Annotated in this window: 21 protein-coding genes; 12 read left to right on the top strand and 9 right to left on the bottom strand. The window is 62.7% G+C overall.

Annotated features, from left to right (window positions below; genetic code table 11):
• The first annotated feature begins 82 nt into the window (after nucleotides 1-82).
• From typA to ppa, 3 genes are all read left to right on the top strand, one after another.
• Nucleotides 83-1,900: a translational GTPase TypA gene (typA, locus tag ACJJVH_RS14320; protein WP_015341437.1), complete on the top strand. Its 1,818-nt coding sequence runs from the start codon at nucleotides 83-85 to the stop codon at nucleotides 1,898-1,900.
• 200 nt (nucleotides 1,901-2,100) lie between these two features.
• A complete protein-coding gene (locus tag ACJJVH_RS14315; protein ID WP_112795403.1) occupies nucleotides 2,101-2,607 on the top strand; it encodes a GNAT family N-acetyltransferase in 507 nt (168 codons plus the stop codon).
• 203 nt (nucleotides 2,608-2,810) lie between these two features.
• The gene (gene ppa, locus ACJJVH_RS14310) at nucleotides 2,811-3,341 is read left to right on the top strand and encodes an inorganic diphosphatase (protein WP_112795404.1); all 531 of its coding nucleotides are present in this window, start codon (nucleotides 2,811-2,813) and stop codon (nucleotides 3,339-3,341) included.
• Here the strand turns inward: ppa and ACJJVH_RS14305 are convergent, their stop codons facing one another.
• Together ACJJVH_RS14305 and ACJJVH_RS14300 are read right to left on the bottom strand one after the other, a co-directional pair.
• Nucleotides 3,342-3,659 (bottom strand): DUF167 family protein, encoded by a 318-nt coding sequence (locus tag ACJJVH_RS14305; protein WP_412064202.1) that lies wholly within the window; start codon nucleotides 3,657-3,659, stop codon nucleotides 3,342-3,344. It abuts the gene before it with no gap.
• Entirely contained in the window at nucleotides 3,656-3,979 is a 324-nt protein-coding gene (locus tag ACJJVH_RS14300; RefSeq protein WP_112795406.1) for a YggT family protein, read from the bottom strand. The genes ACJJVH_RS14305 and ACJJVH_RS14300 overlap by 4 nt, the downstream gene beginning before the upstream one ends.
• A gap of 112 nt (nucleotides 3,980-4,091) precedes the next feature.
• Here ACJJVH_RS14300 and ACJJVH_RS14295 point away from each other — a divergent pair, with 112 nt between their 5' ends.
• Nucleotides 4,092-5,348, top strand: coding sequence for an MFS transporter (locus ACJJVH_RS14295; RefSeq protein ID WP_112795407.1), 1,257 nt, complete (start codon nucleotides 4,092-4,094; stop codon nucleotides 5,346-5,348).
• Nucleotides 5,349-5,466: 118 nt separating this feature from the next.
• Here the strand turns inward: ACJJVH_RS14295 and ACJJVH_RS14290 are convergent, their stop codons facing one another.
• The 6 genes from ACJJVH_RS14290 to hemC form a co-directional block, all read right to left on the bottom strand.
• Nucleotides 5,467-6,192, bottom strand: a complete 726-nt coding sequence (locus ACJJVH_RS14290) for a glutamine amidotransferase (RefSeq protein ID WP_112795408.1) — start codon at nucleotides 6,190-6,192, stop codon at nucleotides 5,467-5,469.
• On the bottom strand, nucleotides 6,185-6,670 hold the full coding sequence (locus ACJJVH_RS14285) for a TerB family tellurite resistance protein (protein ID WP_112795409.1): 486 nt from the start codon (nucleotides 6,668-6,670) through the stop codon (nucleotides 6,185-6,187). Before ACJJVH_RS14285 ends, ACJJVH_RS14290 begins: the two co-directional genes overlap by 8 nt.
• A gap of 112 nt (nucleotides 6,671-6,782) precedes the next feature.
• On the bottom strand, nucleotides 6,783-8,390 hold the full coding sequence (locus tag ACJJVH_RS14280) for a heme biosynthesis protein HemY (protein WP_113393724.1): 1,608 nt from the start codon (nucleotides 8,388-8,390) through the stop codon (nucleotides 6,783-6,785).
• A gap of 128 nt (nucleotides 8,391-8,518) precedes the next feature.
• Nucleotides 8,519-9,790, bottom strand: coding sequence for a COG4223 family protein (locus ACJJVH_RS14275; protein ID WP_113358931.1), 1,272 nt, complete (start codon nucleotides 9,788-9,790; stop codon nucleotides 8,519-8,521).
• Nucleotides 9,791-9,869: 79 nt separating this feature from the next.
• Nucleotides 9,870-10,598 carry a uroporphyrinogen-III synthase gene (locus tag ACJJVH_RS14270; protein WP_412064201.1) on the bottom strand — a complete coding sequence of 243 codons (729 nt, stop codon included), beginning with the start codon at nucleotides 10,596-10,598 and terminating at the stop codon, nucleotides 9,870-9,872.
• 6 nt (nucleotides 10,599-10,604) lie between these two features.
• Nucleotides 10,605-11,534, bottom strand: a complete 930-nt coding sequence (gene hemC, locus ACJJVH_RS14265; protein ID WP_113369846.1) for a hydroxymethylbilane synthase — start codon at nucleotides 11,532-11,534, stop codon at nucleotides 10,605-10,607.
• Between the two features lie 84 nt (nucleotides 11,535-11,618).
• Here hemC and tsaD point away from each other — a divergent pair, with 84 nt between their 5' ends.
• From tsaD to ACJJVH_RS14240, 5 genes are read left to right on the top strand one after another with little or no spacing between them, the layout of a single operon-like run.
• On the top strand, nucleotides 11,619-12,716 hold the full coding sequence (gene tsaD, locus ACJJVH_RS14260) for a tRNA (adenosine(37)-N6)-threonylcarbamoyltransferase complex transferase subunit TsaD (RefSeq protein WP_412064200.1): 1,098 nt from the start codon (nucleotides 11,619-11,621) through the stop codon (nucleotides 12,714-12,716).
• Entirely contained in the window at nucleotides 12,713-13,702 is a 990-nt protein-coding gene (locus tag ACJJVH_RS14255) for an NAD(P)H-dependent glycerol-3-phosphate dehydrogenase (RefSeq protein ID WP_113393728.1), read from the top strand. Before tsaD ends, ACJJVH_RS14255 begins: the two co-directional genes overlap by 4 nt.
• A gap of 27 nt (nucleotides 13,703-13,729) precedes the next feature.
• Entirely contained in the window at nucleotides 13,730-14,023 is a 294-nt protein-coding gene (locus tag ACJJVH_RS14250) for a YciI-like protein (protein ID WP_112795416.1), read from the top strand.
• A 3-nt stretch (nucleotides 14,024-14,026) separates the two neighbouring features.
• On the top strand, nucleotides 14,027-14,458 hold the full coding sequence (locus ACJJVH_RS14245; RefSeq protein ID WP_412064199.1) for an EVE domain-containing protein: 432 nt from the start codon (nucleotides 14,027-14,029) through the stop codon (nucleotides 14,456-14,458).
• 28 nt (nucleotides 14,459-14,486) lie between these two features.
• Nucleotides 14,487-15,137: a class I SAM-dependent methyltransferase gene (locus ACJJVH_RS14240; protein ID WP_412064198.1), complete on the top strand. Its 651-nt coding sequence runs from the start codon at nucleotides 14,487-14,489 to the stop codon at nucleotides 15,135-15,137.
• Between the two features lie 43 nt (nucleotides 15,138-15,180).
• On the opposite strand, the gene ACJJVH_RS14235 is transcribed toward ACJJVH_RS14240, so the two are convergent.
• Nucleotides 15,181-15,582 carry a hypothetical protein gene (locus tag ACJJVH_RS14235; RefSeq protein WP_113434570.1) on the bottom strand — a complete coding sequence of 134 codons (402 nt, stop codon included), beginning with the start codon at nucleotides 15,580-15,582 and terminating at the stop codon, nucleotides 15,181-15,183.
• A 303-nt stretch (nucleotides 15,583-15,885) separates the two neighbouring features.
• Here ACJJVH_RS14235 and sdhC point away from each other — a divergent pair, with 303 nt between their 5' ends.
• From sdhC to sdhA, 3 genes are all read left to right on the top strand, one after another.
• Nucleotides 15,886-16,284: a succinate dehydrogenase, cytochrome b556 subunit gene (sdhC, locus tag ACJJVH_RS14230; RefSeq protein WP_112795420.1), complete on the top strand. Its 399-nt coding sequence runs from the start codon at nucleotides 15,886-15,888 to the stop codon at nucleotides 16,282-16,284.
• Nucleotides 16,285-16,350: 66 nt separating this feature from the next.
• Complete coding sequence (gene sdhD, locus ACJJVH_RS14225) at nucleotides 16,351-16,731, top strand: succinate dehydrogenase, hydrophobic membrane anchor protein (RefSeq protein ID WP_412064197.1); 381 nt, start codon at nucleotides 16,351-16,353, stop codon at nucleotides 16,729-16,731.
• Nucleotides 16,732-16,738: 7 nt separating this feature from the next.
• Nucleotides 16,739-18,595: a succinate dehydrogenase flavoprotein subunit gene (sdhA, locus tag ACJJVH_RS14220; protein WP_113503635.1), complete on the top strand. Its 1,857-nt coding sequence runs from the start codon at nucleotides 16,739-16,741 to the stop codon at nucleotides 18,593-18,595.
• Nucleotides 18,596-18,612 lie beyond the last annotated feature (17 nt).

Below are 18,612 nucleotides of genomic sequence, written 5' to 3'. Positions count from 1 at the left end.
CGCGAAAAAAAGGGTATGAGCGCGCCAAATGCAATTGGCGTGTTTACCAAACACTGCGCCCCAGCCTCAGAGATTAAGACATATGGCACTTCGCAACATCGCGATCATCGCGCACGTTGACCATGGGAAAACCACCCTCGTCGACGAGCTCCTGAAGCAGTCCGGCTCCTTCCGCGAGAACCAGCGCGTTGCAGAACGCGTCATGGATTCCAACGATCTCGAAAAGGAGCGCGGGATCACCATTCTTGCCAAGGCGACCTCCGTCGTCTGGAAGGATACCCGCATCAACATCGTCGACACCCCCGGCCACGCCGACTTCGGCGGTGAAGTCGAGCGTATTCTCTCGATGGTGGACGGTGCGATCGTTCTCGTCGATGCCGCCGAAGGCCCGATGCCGCAGACCAAGTTCGTGGTCGGCAAGGCGCTGAAGGTCGGTCTTCGCCCGATCGTGGCGATCAACAAGATCGATCGTCCGGACGCCCGCCACGAAGAAGTCATCAACGAAGTGTTCGACCTCTTCGCCAATCTCGACGCCACCGACGAGCAGCTCGACTTCCCGATCCTCTACGGTTCCGGCCGTAACGGCTGGATGAACTACTCGCCCGAAGGTCCGAAGGACGAAGGCCTCGGCCCGCTTCTCGATCTCGTCGTCAAGCACGTTCCCGAGCCGACCGTCGGTGAAGGCCCGTTCCGCATGATCGGCACGATCCTGGAGGCAAACCCCTTCCTCGGCCGCATCATCACCGGCCGCATCCATTCCGGTTCGATCAAGCCGAACCAGGCCGTCAAGGTTCTCGGTGCCGATGGCAACCTCATCGAAACCGGCCGCATCTCCAAGATCCTCGCCTTCCGCGGCATCGAGCGTCAGCCGATCGAAGAAGCGCAGGCAGGCGACATCGTCGCCATCGCCGGCCTGTCCAAGGGCACCGTCGCCGATACCTTCTGCGATCCGCAGGTCAGCGAGCCATTGATCGCGCAGCCGATCGACCCGCCGACCGTCACCATGTCCTTCATCGTCAACGACAGCCCCTATGCGGGCACCGAAGGCGACAAGGTCACTTCGCGCGTCATCCGCGACCGCCTGTTCAAGGAAGCCGAAGGCAATGTCGCGCTGAAGATCGAGGAAGCCGAGGGCAAGGATTCGTTCTATGTCTCCGGCCGTGGCGAATTGCAGCTCGCCGTTCTCATTGAGACCATGCGCCGCGAAGGTTTCGAGCTTGCCGTGTCGCGTCCGCGCGTCGTCATGCACAAGGACGAGAGCGGCCAGCTGCTCGAGCCGATCGAAGAAGTCGTCATCGACGTCGATGAAGAGCATTCCGGCATCGTCGTGCAGAAGATGTCCGAGCGTAAGGCAGAAATGGTCGAGCTGCGTCCTTCGGGTGGCAACCGCGTTCGTCTCGTCTTCTGGGCGCCGACGCGCGGCCTCATCGGTTATCAGTCTGAACTTCTGACCGACACCCGCGGCACGGCCGTCATGAACCGTCTGTTCCATGACTACCAGCCGTACAAGGGCGAGATCGGTGGCCGTGTGAACGGCGTTCTGCTCGCCAACGAAGCCGGCGAAGCCGTGGCCTACGCCCTGTTCAACCTGGAAGACCGCGGCCCGATGATCATCGACGCCGGCGAGAAGGTCTATGCCGGCATGATCATCGGCATCCACTCGCGCGACAACGACCTCGAAGTCAACGTGCTGAAGGGCAAGAAGCTCACCAACATCCGCGCCGCCGGCAAGGATGAAGCCGTGAAGCTGACCCCGCCGATCCGCATGACGCTCGACCGCGCGCTCTCCTGGATCCAGGACGACGAGCTGGTGGAAGTGACCCCGAAGTCGATCCGCCTCCGTAAGATGTATCTCGATCCGAACGAACGCAAGCGTTACGAGAAGGCCCGTCTGGCCTGATCACCCTAGCTGATCGAACCATTCGACCCCGGCCATCGCGCCGGGGTTTTTATTTGTTTGTTCGGTTTTTGAGCCCTTGTCCTAAAGGTTAAAAAGTCGTTAATTTTTGTTAATGATCCACGGATAAAGCCTGTGGGCAAGTTCGCCATCTTTATGAATAAGGATGGTTAATTCGCGTTGGCGAGACCAGAGTAGACGTTATGAAGACGTTGTCGATTGATGTTCGGCGGGCAGAACCCCATGATGCCCGAGCCATTTCCGAGGTGCACCGCCAATCGTGGCAGTACACCTATGCCGGCATCATTCCGCATCGCGCTCTCGGCCAGATGATCGAGCGCCGCGGCGAGGCCTGGTGGCGCAAGGCGACCAGCGGCCCGGCGACGCTGCTGGTTCTCGACGTTGCGAGCGAGGTTGCAGGCTACGCCACGCTCGGGCTCAACCGCGCCCGCGCGCTGCCGCAGGAAGGCGAAATCTACGAGCTTTACCTGCGTCCGCAATATCAGGGCCTCGGCCTTGGACGCATGCTGTTCGGCGAGGCGCGGCGGCTGTTGAAGTCCCTCGGCTGCAAGGGGCTGGTGGTCTGGTGCCTGGAAGAAAACGAAAACGCCTACCGCTTCTATCGCGGGCAGGGCGGCGCGGATTTCTGCGAGGGCATCGAAACCTTCGATCACAAGCAGCTCAGGAAGATCGGCTTCGTCTGGTCCTGAGCGGCACCTGAAGCGCCGCGCGTCACATATGACGCGCAAAAGGTTTCTATAGCGCTTTCAATCTGCCGCATTGTTTTATCCGTAAATCGAATCCGATTTAAGGAATTATGCAGTAAATCCGCCTCTTTCCCGATGCGTTGTTGCGTTGCGGCATGAATCCTATTATTTGGCTGGCGGCAACAATCCTTATTTAGGGGACAAGCATGCGTATCGACGCGATTTCCATTGGCAAGAACCCGCCCGAAGATATCAACGTCATCGTTGAGGTGCCGGTCGGCGGTCATCCGATCAAGTATGAAATGGACAAGGAAGCCGGCACGCTGGTCGTCGACCGTTTCCTCTACACGCCGATGACCTATCCGGGCAATTACGGCTTCGTCCCGCACACGCTCTCCGACGACGGCGACCCGATCGACGTTCTGATCGCCAACACCCGCCCGCTGGTTCCAGGCTGCGTCATCAACGTCCGCCCGATCGGCGTGCTGATGATGGAAGACAATTCCGGCAAGGACGAGAAGATTATCGCCGTTCCCGCGCCGAAGCTGACGATGCGCTATGACAAGGTCAAGGAATATACCGACCTGCCCGAGATCACGCTGAAGCAGATCGAGCACTTCTTCGAGCACTACAAGGATCTGGAGCCCGGCAAGTGGGTCAAGATCTTCGGCTGGAAGGGTTCGAAGGAAGCCGGCCAGCTCATTCTCGAAGCTATCGAGCGCGCAAAGAAGGCCTGATCAACGGCCTTCGGTTATGGCGCAGAGCCTTACGATCAAATCCTCCGGTTCGCCCTCGATCCGGAGGATTTTTTTACGCGCGGTATCGCCGCTGAGCAGGCTGAGAGAGGATTTGGAGAGCCCGAGGCTCTTGGCGAGCAATGCGAGCAGCGCTTTGTTGGCCTTGCCCTTTTCCGGCGCGACCGAGACGCGCGCCTTCAGATAGGCTTCGCCGTCGCTGCCGGTTTCCAGTCCGTCGATCGCGTCACGCCCGCCATTGGGCGTAAGACGCACCGAAAGCCGGAGATGATCCGGAAACGCCTGCCAGGGCGTGTTCACCGCAGGAACATGGGGACGATCGAATTCCACATCAGCGAGCGGATGAAGAAGATGATCAGCAGCAGGATGACCGGCGAGATGTCGATACCGCCGAGATCGGGCAGGATGCGGCGGATCGGGCGCAGCACCGGCTCGGTGACCGCATACAGGAAATTGCCGACGGAATTGACGAACTGGTTGCTCGAGTTGATGACGTTGAACGCATAGAGCCAGGAAAAGATGGCGCTGGCGATCAGTATCCAGGTATAAAGATTCAAAGCCAGATCAATGGTTTGAAATAAGGCGAGCATGTCCGTCTCCATTTCGCGGTTGACAGACATGTAGACATTGGCGACTAAACGGGCAAGTCCCATGCTCCGAAGCATGTTGAATCATGTTTAAAAGGCTGGCGCCCGTGTTTGCGCCGGCTGCCCTGCCGGAAAGTCTCGTCCCATGTCGTTCGCTGCCAGCGGAGACCGGTTTGCCGCCTTCAGGCACATTGCCTATGCCTATTTCTTCTTTGCGCGGTTCCTGACGGCGTTCGCCACCCAGATCGTCAGCGTGTCGGTCGGCTGGCAGATGTACGACCACACCGGAAATCCCGTTTATCTCGGCCTCATCGGTCTCGTGCAGTTCCTGCCTTCCCTGCTGCTGATACTGGTCACCGGGACGGTGGCCGACCGCTACAACAGGCGCAGGGTCGCCGCGATCTGCGTTTTCGTCGGCATGCTCTGTACGGCGGCGCTGCTCTTCCTGACCGTCACCGGCAGTTTTGCGCCCTTGCCGGTCTTCATGATCCTGGCCGTTTTCGGCGTCGAGCGCGCCTTCATGACGCCGGCAATGCAGTCGCTCGCCCCCAATCTCATCCCGCCACAAGACCTGTCGAACGCGGTGACGTGGAATTCCATGTCATGGGATGCGGCGGCCATTCTCGGGCCTGTGGCAGGCGGCTTGCTCTATGGCGTCAGTGCCGGCGCGTCCTACACGGTCGCCGTGGTGTTTTTGGCTGCCGGCTCGATCCTGACCTTCCTCATTCCCAAGCCGCAGCAGCGTGCGGCCCACCAATCGAAAAGCATGAACGAAATCCTCGCGGGCTTCCGGTTCATCTGGTCGGAAAAGGTGGTGCTCGGCGCAGTCTCTCTCGATCTCTTCGCCGTGCTGCTCGGCGGCGCGGTGGCGCTGATGCCGGTCTATGCGCGCGATATCCTGACGCTTGGCCCCTGGGGGCTCGGCCTGCTGCGCGCGGCACCGAGCTTCGGCGCGATCGCCATGGGCCTGTTTCTGGCGACTTATCCCATCCGGCACCGGGCCGGCTTCTATATGTTCGTCGGCGTGGCGATGTTCGGCCTGGGAACGCTGGTCTTCGGCATCTCGCATACGCCGTGGCTGTCGATCGCCGCTCTCGCCCTCATGGGGGCATCGGACCTGATTTCCGTCTATGTGCGCGAAACGCTGATTACGCTCTGGACTCCCGATCACGTCCGCGGCCGCGTCAATGCGGTCAACATGGTCTTCGTCGGCGCTTCGAACGAGCTCGGCGAATTTCGTGCCGGCACCATGGCGCATTATTTCGGCGCGATCCCCGCCGTGGTCATCGGCGGGCTCGGCACGCTTGCGGTTGCTGCCCTCTGGGCCGCGGGCTTCCCGCAGCTGCGCCGGATCGATAGTTTGAACGCACCGGATCGCGAAGGCGAGCCGCAGCCGGCTTAAAGCAATTCCAGCTGACGTGCGCAGCGGATTTCCGTCCGGAATACACAAGGCCAAGATGGCATGCGGGGCCGTAGAAAAAGGTGATGCGGGCGAATCTTCGAGGCGACATGCCTCGGCTTCAGGCGGCCATTGCCTGCTTGCCTTCGAAGACGAGATCGAGAAATTCCGATAGCCAGGTCTTGAGGGCGGCGTCGAAGATCATCCGGCCTTCCAGATGTTCGCGGCCTTGCTGGGCGTTCGGCATGCAGAAGCGATGCTCGCCGTGCACGACCCAGCGCTGCATCATGGCTCGGGTGAGCTCGGCATGGAATTGCAGCCCCCAGGCATTGGCGCCATAGCGATAGGCCTGGTTGGGATAGGTCTCGGCTGTGGCCAGCAGATCGGCACCATGCGGCAGTTCGAAGCCTTCGCGGTGGAAGTGATATACCATCTGCGGCCAGCGCATCAGCAGCCGGCCCTTTTCCGTCGGCTGCAGGGCATACCAGCCGATTTCGGTCTTGCCGTCGTCGCGCGGCCTTACCTTGGCGCCGAGATGGCGGGCGAGCAGTTGCGCCCCGAGGCAGATGCCGAGATAGGGCCGGTTTTCCTTGAGCGGCACTTTCAGCCAGTCGGTCTCCGCCCGAATGAATTCTTCCGGGTCGTTGGCGCTCATGGGGCCGCCGAAAACCACGGCGCCGGCATGCGCCTCAAGCGTCGAAGGCAGGCGATCGCCGAGCACCGGGCGGCGGATATCGAGATCGAAGCCCTTTTCCAGCAGCATCTGGCCGACACGGCCGGGGCTGGAGCGCTCCTGATGCAGGACAATCAATATCGGGCGGCCGGCGCTCCTCGGCGCTTCAATCATCATTGCCTGTCTCCACCCTCGAACCGGGCGCGCGTGCGGCTGCTTCCTGGCGCTTCATGATGCGCTCGCGGTCGGAAATGCCCATGAGGTCGGCGATGCGCCAGATCGCGTGGTCTTCCATTTCGCTGCGTTCGCCATCCGCATAGACGATATCCCATAGGATGCCGAGCAGTTCGAGCCGCTGCGCGCTGTCCAGGTGGCGTTTCAGATCCGACGTGAAACGGTAGTAATCGACGGCCTCGCTCTCAGCTTCCTCGCCGGCGGCGATCAGCGCGTCGAGCCGGCGTCCGTCAAGACCATATTGGTCCTTCAGCAGCTTGCGCAGCCTCTTCTTCTCGCTGTTCTCGATCTTGCCGTCCGCTTCCATGACCTGGATACAGAGCGCCGCGACGGCGACGCGCGGGTCGTCGGGTGCGAAACCGGATTTGGGGTGGTCCTGGGTCAGGTTATGAAGAAATTCCTGAAAACGTTCGAACATCCGTATCCATTCTCAAAGCAAGCAGAGCAGGTTCCTAGGGCACCATGCTCTATCTTTTCGTCATCACGCAATTCCGGACGCAAAACCGCTGCGTACCTTTGCCGGAGTTGCCTTAAAACAACTTGAGCCGTGTCTTGGCTTCCGGTTCAAGCTTGCGATCTTTCACGCCGGGATCATCCGGCGCACCGCCAAAGAAGGGGCGGGGATCGGATGCCTGCGCTGCCGGCTGCGGCGCTGCAACGGCCGTCTCCAATGTCGGCTTTGCCGCGGCGGGTTCCAACTCCATGACATAGGTATCGCTCGCCGGCGATGCAACTTTCGGTGAATTCGCCGTCTCCGCCGCGGTTGCGGAACCGGCCGCGCGCACTGGCGGAAGCGATTTCAGCGCCGCGTCGACCGAGACGGCAGAACCTTCTTCCACCGGCCCGTCGATCTGGCCGAAAGGCGCCTTCCACTCGAATGCGTCGAGACGGCCGGTGACGGGCGAAAGCGGCAGCCATTTTTCCGAAACGAAGCCATCGGCAACCCAGGCCGGATCGCGCGGCGCGCGCAATGCCTGCGCCATCCAGTGACGGACGCGGCCCTGATCGCCGGTTTCGGCCTCCTCGATGTCGGCCAGCAGCAGGAAGGCGCCTTCGCGGGCATCGATCCGCGCGGCGGCCTCGGCTTTGGCGCGGGCCTTGCCGAAATCGCCGGCGTCAAGCGCCGCCTTGGCCGTCAGCAGCAGCGCTTCGATATTGTTCGGGCGGATCGCCTCCAGCCGTTCGGCGCGCTTCAGGCGGTCGGTGACGGAATCGCCGCTGCGGGCCCGCACATAGGCCCTGCCGATTTCGGGATGCGGATGCGCCTTCCACACCTGTTCGAGGATGGAGGCCGCTTTGCGCACCTTGTCCTCGCGGAAGAGCGCCTTCGCGGCGATCAGAGCTGCGGGCACGAAATCGTCCACGAGCTTCAGTGCCGCCAGCGCATCGTCTCGCGCCCCGGCCGGATCGCTCTCCAGCTTATCGTTGGCGCGCGCCGTCAGCAGGACCGCGCGCTGGCGGTTGGCCGTCGTCTTGTCGACGACATGGGCGACCTTCTGCTGGTCGAGAAGCTTGATCGCATCGTCCCAGCGGCCGGACTGGCTGCGATATTCCAGCGTGGCCTGCGCCGCCCAGGGCAGATAGGGAGCCTGGTCGGCGGCTTTCTCGGCATATTGCCTTGCGGCTTCATGCGCGCCGAGGCGCTTGGCTTCGAGATAAAGGCCGCGCAGTCCCAGTTCGCGCGTTTCCGGGTCGTTGGCCATCAGCTCGAATTTCTGGCGTGCCTCGTCGTGCTTGCCTTCGATCAGTGCCGCCTGCGCCTCGAGCAGGTTGATGAGCGGCTCCTGATCGGCACGGATGAGGCCGCGGGTGCGCGCCGCCATCTTGCGGGCCAGCAAGGCGTTGCCGGCGCCGGCGGCAATCAGGCCGGTCGAAAGCGCCTGGTAGCCGCGGTCGCGCTTGCGGGCACGGAAATAGCGGGTGACGGAGTGCGGCGATGTCCAGATCAGCCGCACGAACCACCAGAGGATCATGACGGCGGCGACGAGGGCGATGAGGATCGCGGCGGCCACGATCAGCTTGGTCTGGTAGAGCTGGCCTTCCCATACCAGCGAAAGATCGCCGGGGCGATCGGCGAGCCAGGAAAAGCCATAGCCGAGAGCCAGGACGAGAATGGCGAAGATAAGCAGTCTGATCATTGCTGCGCTCCGTCATTAGAGCCGGATGATTTTAGATCGTAACGGTCTAAAATCTGAATCCGCTCTAAAATCAAATAGGTAGAGCATGATGTTGTCCGAAAACCGCTCACACTTTTCGGCATCATGCTCTAATTCTGTTTCCCGGTATTGGCGATCGCCTTCGAGAGGGCGTCGCTTACCAGATCCTCGACGCGGATGCGGGCCTCCAGCGATTGCTTGAAGGCGGCCGAAGCCGATTTTGCCGCTTCGGGCAGGTTGTTCCACTCGGTCACGGCACCCGGCAGGTCGCCGTTACGAACCTTGTCCTCGAAGCGTGCGGCAATCGCGTCGACGCTGTCGCCGGGAACGTTGCCGACCGGACGGACCTGCACGAGCGACTTGGCGCTCGACATCAGCCGGCTGCTCCAGCTCTGGTTCGGATCGTCGTTCTGCGTCGTCGCGACGATTGCCGTTGCGGCATCCGAAACCCGGCGGATCAGATCGGCGCGGGAGGGAACGCCGGTCTGGGCGAAGTTCTTGAGATCGGCAACGGCCGGATCGTCCGGAGCGACGTTGGCGAAGGTATCGAGTTCCGGCTGGAAGGGGCCGCCGCGGTCGATGGCCGCCTTCAGGGCCGCCGCCGCGATGGCGCGGGCGACCGCGCTTTCCTGGCTCGGACCGCTCAGCTTCTTTTCGGCGTCATCGAGGCGCTTGCTGACTTCCGCGTCGGATGTGGCCTGGGTCTGGGTCGCCTTGCCGAGATCCGCTTTCAGTTGCTCGACCTCGCCGCTCAGCGAGGCGATCCGTTGCTCGGACGCCGCGCTTGCCTCGCCCGAGCCGGCTGCCGAAGCGCCATTGGCCGCGGCCGCCTCGAGTGCCGCGACGCGAGCCGCAAGCGCTTCGTCGGGCTTGGCTGCGGGGGCGGCGGCAAGATTGGCGACGCTCTGCTTGAGGCCATCGATTTCCGCATTCAATGCCGCAATGTCGGCGGAACTGTCCTTGGCGGCGCGCCCGCCCGGCAACACGCCCGCATATTGCAGGGAACCGGCACAGACGAGTGCAATCAGGCCGCCGACGATGCCGGCAGCGATCAGGCCGGAGGTCGATCCTTCCCGCGATGGCTGCGACCGTTCGGCATGGTAAGGCGCAGGGTCATCCTGTGACGGCGCCGCAGCTTTGGGTTCTTCTGGCCCGGCGGCGGCAGGCTCCTGAACGTCCTCGCGGAACGGCTCCTTGTCCGCTTCGAGCGGCATTTCCACTTCATTGGCGGAGGAAGAGCCCAAGTCGTCGTGGCTGCGCTCGGTCATGTCTTCAGGCATATCTTCGGGCGCTGCGTCCTGCGCGGTTTTTTCGGCTTCCAGATCGATCGTGACCGGTTCGTCGTTGGGCTTCGAATGGTTAGGCGTTTTTCGCGATACCATGAGGTCCTCTTTTCATGCGCTGCACCGAAGTTAGACAGACAAGACGATTATGGAAAGGCCTTACATCAAAATTGCGGCTTCACGCGTGGATCAGAAGCGTCAGAAGCCGGTCTTCGCTCGGCATGTCGGCGATATCGATGTGCAAACGCATGGATGCGGGAATTGCTTCGGCGATCGCCTCGCTGAGGCACAGAAACCGCGTGTCCGCGAAAACCTCCGGATTTGCCTGGACGAAGGGAAGGTTGAAAAAACGTCTGGCCGTCTGATGGGAGTAAAGCAGCACGGCATCCGCCCGGGTATCGACGAAAAGCCGGCGAAGAACCGCGTCATCGGGGACGATATCGCGCATGCGGTAGCATTCGACCGTATCGAAGGCTACCCGCAACTCCGTCAATCCCGTTTCGAAGCCGGGCGCACGGGGAAAGCCTGCGAGGTAGAGGAGGGCGGAATTCCCAAGGCTTGCCCGATGGTCGGAAATGACCGAGGCAAGCTCGGTGCCTCCGCCGTCCGAGATGGCGACGACCTCGAATCCGAGTCCGACCGCTTCGGCGGCTGTCGCCTTGCCGACCGCGAAGATCGGGCGGGCAAGATGCGGCTTCAGATCCGCTCCAAGCGCGGCAAGCACGCGGACCGCCTCCGCACTGGTAACGGCGATGGCGCCTTCCGTTTCCTCAAGCGCGCGTCTTGCCTCCTCCAGCAGGTGGAACGGCTCGGCCAGCGGCATCAGCAGGGCTTCGTGTCCCATCCGCGCCAGCCGCCGCATGGTGCGTTCACCCGAATGCCGAGGGCGGGTGACGACGACGCGCATCTTTCGTCAGGTCCAGTCTTCGAAGAAGGCGCTGCCCGCCTCGGCGCGGATCGCCTGGCCGGCGTTGATGCCGAGCGCCTCGGCGTCGCGCCGGTGGCCTTCGATGGTGGTCGTGTGCACCTGCTTGCCGTCCGGCGTGAGGATCATGCCGAAAAAGCGGAGGTGATCGCCCTCGCAAATTGCATAGCCGGCTATCGGCGTGCGACAGGAGCCGTCGAGCGCAGCCAGGAAGGCGCGTTCGCAGGACACGGCATCGAAGGTCGGTGCGTCGTTGATGGCGGCGAGCAGGTCGTTCATCCTGGCGTCGTCGATCCGGCTTTCGATGGCGATCGCGCCTTGCGCCGGGGCCGGCGGAAAATCATCGGGATCGAGAATGTCCGTCAAAACCTCGACCATGCCGAGCCGCTTCAAGCCGGCGAGCGCCAGCAGGGTCGCGTCGGCCTGTCCCTCTTCCAGCTTGCGAAGTCGGGTCTGGACCGAGCCGCGAAAGGTGATGACGTTGATATCCGGGCGCAGGCGCCGGATCAGCGCCTGACGGCGCAGCGACGCGGAGCCGACGGTTGCGCCATGCGGCAGCTCGATCAGTTTCGGCGCCGTGCGGCCGATGACGGAATCGCGGATGTCTTCGCGCGGCAGGTAGGCATTCAGCGCCAGGCCCTGCGGCAGCTTCGTCGCCATGTCCTTGGCCGAGTGCACGGCGAAGTCGAGCTCGCCGGAGGTCAGCTTCTCTTCAAGCTCTTCGGTGAACAGGCCCTTGCCGCCGATCGCCGCCAGCGAGCGGTCGGTGATGCGGTCGCCCTTGGTCGTCAGAACGACGATTTCGAACATCTCCTCCGGAAGGCCATGGGCCGCCATCAGACGGTCGCGTGCCTCGTGCGCCTGGGCGAGCGCCAGCGGGCTGCCGCGCGTGCCGATCCGGAAAGGTTTTGTTTGCATCCGCTTTGATCCGTTGTTACCGACAGTTCCCGTAACCATATTTCCGCTTTACCGCAATCGACCTGTAGGCAACGAACTTTCTCCATGGCATCCGTTCTTCGTATTCTCGGCATCGAAACAAGCTGCGACGAAACCGCTGCGGCCATTGTCGAGCGCCGGGATGACGGCACGCCCACGGTCCGTTCCGATGTCGTCCTCAGCCAATTGGACGAGCATAGCGCCTATGGCGGCGTGGTGCCGGAAATCGCCGCCCGGGCGCATGTCGAGGCGCTGGATACGCTGATCGACGAGGCATTGAAACGCGCCAATGTGTCGCTCTCGGACGTCGATGCCATTGCCGCGACCTCGGGCCCCGGCCTCATCGGCGGCCTGCTCGTGGGGTTGATGACCGGCAAGGCGATCTCGCGGGCGACAGGCAAGCCACTATACGCCATCAACCATCTGGAAGGCCATGCCCTGACGGCGCGGCTGACCGACGGACTTTCCTTTCCCTATTTGATGCTGCTCGTTTCCGGCGGCCATACCCAGCTGATCCTGGTGCGTGGCGTCGGCGAGTACGAGCGCTGGGGCACGACAATCGACGATGCTCTCGGCGAAGCCTTCGACAAGACCGCCAAGCTCCTGGGGTTGCCCTATCCCGGCGGGCCTGCTGTGGAGGCCGCCGCGAAAGACGGCAATCCGGACCGCTTCGATCTTCCGCGGCCGCTGGTCGGCGAGACCCGTCTCGACTTTTCCTTTTCCGGCCTGAAGACGGCCGTGCGGCAGGCGGCGACGTCGATCGCACCCGTCACGAAGCAGGATATCGCCGATATCTGCGCCTCGTTCCAGAAGGCGATCTCGCGCACCTTGAAGGACCGGATCGGCCGTGGGCTGCAGCGCTTCAAGGCGGAATTTGCGGAGACGGCGGAAAAGCCGTCGCTCGTCGTGGCCGGCGGCGTCGCCGCCAATCTCGAATTGCGCCGCACGCTGCAGGAGCTTTGCGATGCCAATGGCTTCCGCTTCATCGCGCCGCCATTGAGATTGTGTACGGATAATGCCGTCATGATCGCCTGGGCGGGGCTGGAGCGCATGGCAACGGGTGCGGCACCGGACGACCTCGACGTGCAGCCGCGCTCGCGCTGGCCGCTGGATCGGAAGGCGGAAGCGCTGTTGGGGTACGGCAAACGAGGAGCGAAGGCATGAGCGGCAGGGAGCGGATCGCAGTCATCGGCGCCGGCGCCTTCGGCACGGCGCTTGCAGCCGTCATCGCGCTCACCGGCCGCAGCGACGTGACGCTCGTCGGGCGCAATGCCGGGCTGATGGCGGATCTCGCCGCCGATCGCATGCACGATACCGCCCTGCCTGGGATCGAACTTCCCGATTCGCTGCGGTTTTCCGCCGAGCCGGATGCCGTTTCCAACGCGGGCATCGTGCTTTTCGCCATGCCCTCGCAGGCGCAGGCCGATGCCGCCCGCCATTATGGGCCTTATCTCGCCAAGGATGCGATCGTCGTCACCTGCGCCAAGGGCATCGACAAGGTTTCCGGCGATCTCCTGACCGATATGCTGGAGCGCGAGCTGCCGGAGCATGCCATCGCCGTTCTCTCCGGGCCGGGCTTTGCCGCCGATATCGCCAGGGGCCTGCCGACGGCCATGGCGATCGCCGCGGCCGACATGGCAGTGGCCGAAAGGCTCGCACAGGCGATTTCCGGCCCGACCTTCCGCCTCTATGCCTCGGATGACCGCATCGGCGTGCAGCTCGGCGGCGCATTGAAGAATGTTCTGGCGATTGCCTGCGGCATCGTCGAGGGCCGTGGTATCGGCGATTCCGCGCGCGCGGCGCTGATCAGCCGCGGCCTTGCCGAAATGTCACGCTTCGTCGCGGCCAAGGGCGGCAAGGCTGAAACCGTGCGCGGGCTTTCCGGCCTCGGCGACCTCGTGCTGACGGCCACCAGCCATCAATCCCGCAATCTGCGCTTCGGCATCGCGCTCGGCGAGGGCAAGGCTGCCGATCCCACGCATGGCGCTTTGGTCGAAGGCGCTTATGCGGCATCCATCGCTGCGCGGCTCGCGCATGAACTCGGCGTCGACATGCCGATCACCGATGCGGTTTCCGCCATCATCGACGGAAAGCTCGATATTGCGACGGCCATCGGGCAATTGATGACACGGCCGATCACCACGGAATAGTTTTTCGATATCTAAAGGAGCCCAATCATGCTGTTTGCCTTTGTCTGCAAGGATAAGCCCGGATACCTGAATGTTCGCATGGAGACGCGTCCGGCGCATGTAGAGCATCTGAACAAGCTCAATGCCGAAGGCACGCTGAAGATGGCGGGACCTTTCCTGGATTCGGAAGGCAAGCCGAATGGCAGCCTGGTCATCGTCGAAGCCGAGAGCGTCGAGGCGGCGGTCGCGATCGCGGATGCCGACCCGTATACGAAGGCCGGCCTGTTCGAGAGCGTCGAGATCAAGCCGTTCAACTGGGTTTTCAACAATCCGGAGGCATGAGAAATGGCGCACTGGCTTTATAAATCCGAGCCGTCCTCCTGGTCCTGGCAGCAGCAGAAGGATGCCGGCGAGAAGGGAACCGAGTGGACCGGCGTGCGCAACTATCTCGCCCGCAACAATATGCGGGCCATGCAGATCGGCGACAAGGGCTTCTTCTATCACTCCAATGACGGGCTGGAGATCGTCGGCATCGTCGAGGTTTGCGCGCTGGCCCATCCGGATTCGACCGCCAAGGACGATCCGCGCTGGGAATGCGTCGATATTCGCGCCGTGAGCGACATGCCGAAGCCCGTGACCCTCAAGGACATCAAGGCCAATCCGAAGCTTTCGCAGATGTCGCTCGTCAACTCCATGCGGCTCTCCGTGCAGCCGGTGACGGATGAGGAATGGCTCGAAGTCTGCCGCATGGGCGGCCTGGACAATCCGCCGGTCTGATCCGGCCTGATTCGGTGGGCGGCGCTCTTTGAAAACCGATCCGGAACGCTTCATCCGCGCCAACACCAGCCTGATGGCGCCGCCGCATGTGCCGGAAATCCGGCTGCATCTGGCAAGCGAGGCGCATGAACTCTGGCTGAAAACGGAAGAAGAGCTGGAGGAAATCGGGTTGCCGCCGCCCTTCTGGGCCTTTGCCTGGGCGGGCGGTCAGGGTCTGGCGCGTTACATCCTCGATCATCCCGAGACCGTGGCCGGCAGAACCGTGCTGGATTTCGCCAGCGGCTCCGGGCTTGTTGCCATTGCGGCCAGCCGTGCGGGCGCAAGCCATGTGCTTGCCGTCGACATCGATCCCTGGGCGGGTACGGCGATCCGGCTCAATGCCGTTGAGAATGGCGTCGCGCTGGACTTTGACGGCAAGGATATCGTCGGCCGCGCCGTGGATGCGCAGGTAATTCTCGCCGGAGACGTCTTCTACGATCGCGATTTCGCCGCGAGTCTCGCCCCCTGGCTGCGGCGTCTGGCGGGCGAGGGCAAGGCCGTTCTGGTCGGCGATCCCGGCAGGGCCTATCTTCCCAAGGATTGCCTGGAGAAGCGGGCGACCTATCAGGTGCCGGTGACGCGGGCGCTGGAGGACAGCGAGGTCAAGAAAACCACGGTCTGGCGGTTTCTTGCCGGCTAGCCGTGTGGTTCCGCGTTTCACACTTTAAAGAGCCCCGGTGCCGTCAGTGCCGGATGACGCAGACGCCGGCTTCGTACGAGCAGGGATTGCCGGCATAGCGGACATCGATGACCTTTGCCCGCGGCCTTGGCTGCGCCGCGGCAGGGCGGGCATAGGGATCGTAACCGCCATAGCCCAGGACATATGTGCCGCCATTGGCATGATAGACATCGGCCGTGCCGGCATAGGTGCCGGCGTTTGCGGCGTCGCGCCGCTCCATGACGACGATCCTGGCCGGCTGCTGCAGCCCGGCGCCCTGCGGTCCGGAAATCTGGTGCAGGCGCATGATGCCCGAATGGTCGTGATGATGCCTGTGGCGATAGTCGCCCGCCGACGCCTGTGTCGAGGAAAGAATGGCTGCTGCCGCCAAAACGAGCGCTGCTGCCTTGAAAAGATGCGGCCTCATGATTCGTCCCCGCTTCGGTCCGTTAATGAAATCTTAACGCCAGATTGCCCCAAGAGCGGCGGGAAGTCCACGCCAGGGTTGCCGAAATGGTAAATAGCCCGGAATGGGGAGTCCGTCGTTGCATGCTCGCTAAAGTGCAGAGGGACCCGAATCGATTAAATTCAATGCAGGCATCAATTGTGCTTGTCGATAGGCTTCCGGGTGATTAATGGTCGCAATGATGCAACGCACACTGCATGTCTTTGCGCGCGCGTTGCCCCGGACATCCGGGTTCTAAGCGTATCGTAACGCCGCGAGGTTCTGATGGCGAACGTCACACAAAACCGGCCTCTGTCGCCGCATCTGCAAATTTACAAACCCATCCCCACCATGGTCATGTCGATCGTCCACCGCATCACCGGCGGCGCGCTCTACTTCGGCACGCTGCTGGTTGCCTGGTGGCTGATTGCCGCGGCGACCGGCCAGGCCTATTTCGACCTGGTCAACTGGATCATGGGTACGATCATCGGCCGCATCATCCTGCTCGGCTATACCTGGGCGCTGCTGCACCACATGATCGGCGGCCTGCGCCACTTCGTCTGGGATCTCGGTCATGGTTTCGACCCGGCCGTTTCGACGAAGATGGCCAAGTTCACGCTCATCGCCTCGATCTGTCTGACCGCGCTGGTCTGGATCATCGGCATCGTCATCCGGCTGGGTTGAATTGGCATGATCCTTCCCGGAAGTGCTCGGATGCCTTTCGGGATCGTGCTTTAAAGGATATTTCTCATGGATATGCGCACCCCTCTGGGCAAAGTCCGCGGTCTCGGTTCCGCCAAGGAAGGCACCGATCATTTCTGGCGCCAGCGCCTGACCGCCGTTGCCAATGTTCCCCTATTCCTCTTCTTCGTCATCTTCCTGATGATCTATGCCGGCGCGCCCTACGCGGAAGTCGTGCACGCGCTGTCGAACCCGATCGTCGCCGTTATCTTCGGCCTGATGGTGATTTCCGGCGTCATTCACATGAAGCTCGGCATGCAGGTCATCATCGAGGACTATGTCCACGGTGAGTTCGGCAAGATCGTCCTTCTCATGGTCAACACGTTCTTCGCGATCGTCATGGCGGGGCTCTGTCTTTTCGCCATTCTGAAGATCGCGTTCGTAGGATAATTGCATCATGGCACCGAACTCATCCACTCAGAATGGGCCCGCTCAGAACGGAAAAGCCTACAAGTATATCGATCACTCCTATGACGTGATCGTCGTCGGCGCCGGCGGCGCCGGCCTGCGCGCCACGCTCGGCATGGCCGAACAGGGCTTCCGCACCGCCTGCATCACCAAGGTCTTCCCCACCCGTTCGCACACCGTCGCGGCCCAGGGCGGCATCGCCGCCTCGCTGCAGAACATGACGCCGGACAGCTGGCAGTGGCACCTCTACGACACCGTCAAGGGTTCCGACTGGCTCGGCGACGTCGACGCCATGCAGTACATGGTCATGGAAGCGCCGAAGGCCGTCTACGAGCTCGAGCACTACGGCGTTCCCTTCTCACGCAACGAAGAGGGCAAGATCTACCAGCGCCCGTTCGGCGGCCATATGCAGAATTTCGGTGAGGGACCGCCGGTGCAGCGCACCTGTGCCGCCGCCGACCGTACCGGCCATGCCATCCTGCATACGCTCTATGGCCAGTCGCTGCGCAACAACGCCGAATTCTTCATCGAGTATTTCGCGCTCGACCTCATCATGTCCGATGACGGCAGCCGCTGCACCGGCGTCGTTGCCTGGTGCCTCGATGACGGCACGATCCATCGCTTCGCCGCCAAGATGGTGGTGCTGGCGACCGGCGGCTACGGCCGCGCCTATTTCTCGGCGACTTCGGCCCATACCTGCACCGGCGACGGCGGCGGCATGGTGGCCCGCGCCGGCCTGCCGCTGCAGGACATGGAATTCGTCCAGTTCCATCCGACCGGCATCTACGGTTCGGGATGTCTCATCACGGAAGGCGCGCGCGGCGAAGGCGGCTACCTCGTCAATTCCGAGGGCGAGCGCTTCATGGAGCGCTATGCACCTTCGGCGAAGGACCTTGCCTCGCGCGACGTGGTTTCACGCTGCATGACGCTTGAGATCCGCGAGGGCCGCGGCGTCGGAAAGAACAAGGACCATATCTTCCTGCATCTCGACCATCTCGATCCGGCCGTGCTGCATGAGCGGCTGCCCGGTATTTCCGAGAGCGCCCGCATCTTCGCCGGCGTCGACGTGACCCGCGAGCCGATCCCGGTGCTGCCGACGGTCCATTACAACATGGGCGGCATTCCAACGAACTATTGGGGTGAAGTGCTGAATGCCGACAGCAGCAATCCCGAGCGCGTCTTGCCGGGTCTTATGGCCGTCGGCGAAGCCGGCTGCGCCTCGGTGCACGGTGCCAACCGCCTCGGCTCCAACTCGCTGATCGACCTCGTGGTCTTCGGCCGCGCCGCCGCCATCCGCGCCGGTCAGGTCATCGACCGCGATAGTCCGGTTCCGGCGGTCAACGTGGCTGCCTGCGACAAGATCATGGATCGCTTCGATCGCCTGCGTCACGCCAGCGGCTCGACACCGACCGCGGCGCTTCGCGAGAAGATGCAGCGCGCCATGCAGGAAGATGCCGCCGTGTTCCGTACCCAGGAATCGCTGGAATCCGGCTGCCGCCGCATTTCGGAGATCTGGAAGGACATGGCCGACATCAAGGTCACCGACCGCTCGCTGATCTGGAATTCCGACCTCGTCGAAACGCTGGAGCTGCACAATCTGATGGCCAACGCCATCACGACGATCTACGGCGCCGAGGCTCGCAAGGAAAGCCGCGGCTCGCATGCCCGCGAGGATTACACCGAGGGCAAGTTCGCCGGCCGCGACGACGAAAACTGGCGCAAGCATACGCTTGCCTGGGTCAACGATGCGGGCGACGTGAAGCTGGACTATCGTCCGGTTCACACCGACCTGATCGCCGAAGGCATCGATCCGCACAAGATCGAGCCGAAGGCACGCGTGTACTGATCTGAGAGGAACTGACC

The organism is Rhizobium sp. SYY.PMSO, from assembly GCF_046840415.1.
GTDB lineage: Bacteria > Pseudomonadota > Alphaproteobacteria > Rhizobiales > Rhizobiaceae > Rhizobium.
This window is presented reverse-complemented; position numbering and strand designations above follow the sequence as displayed.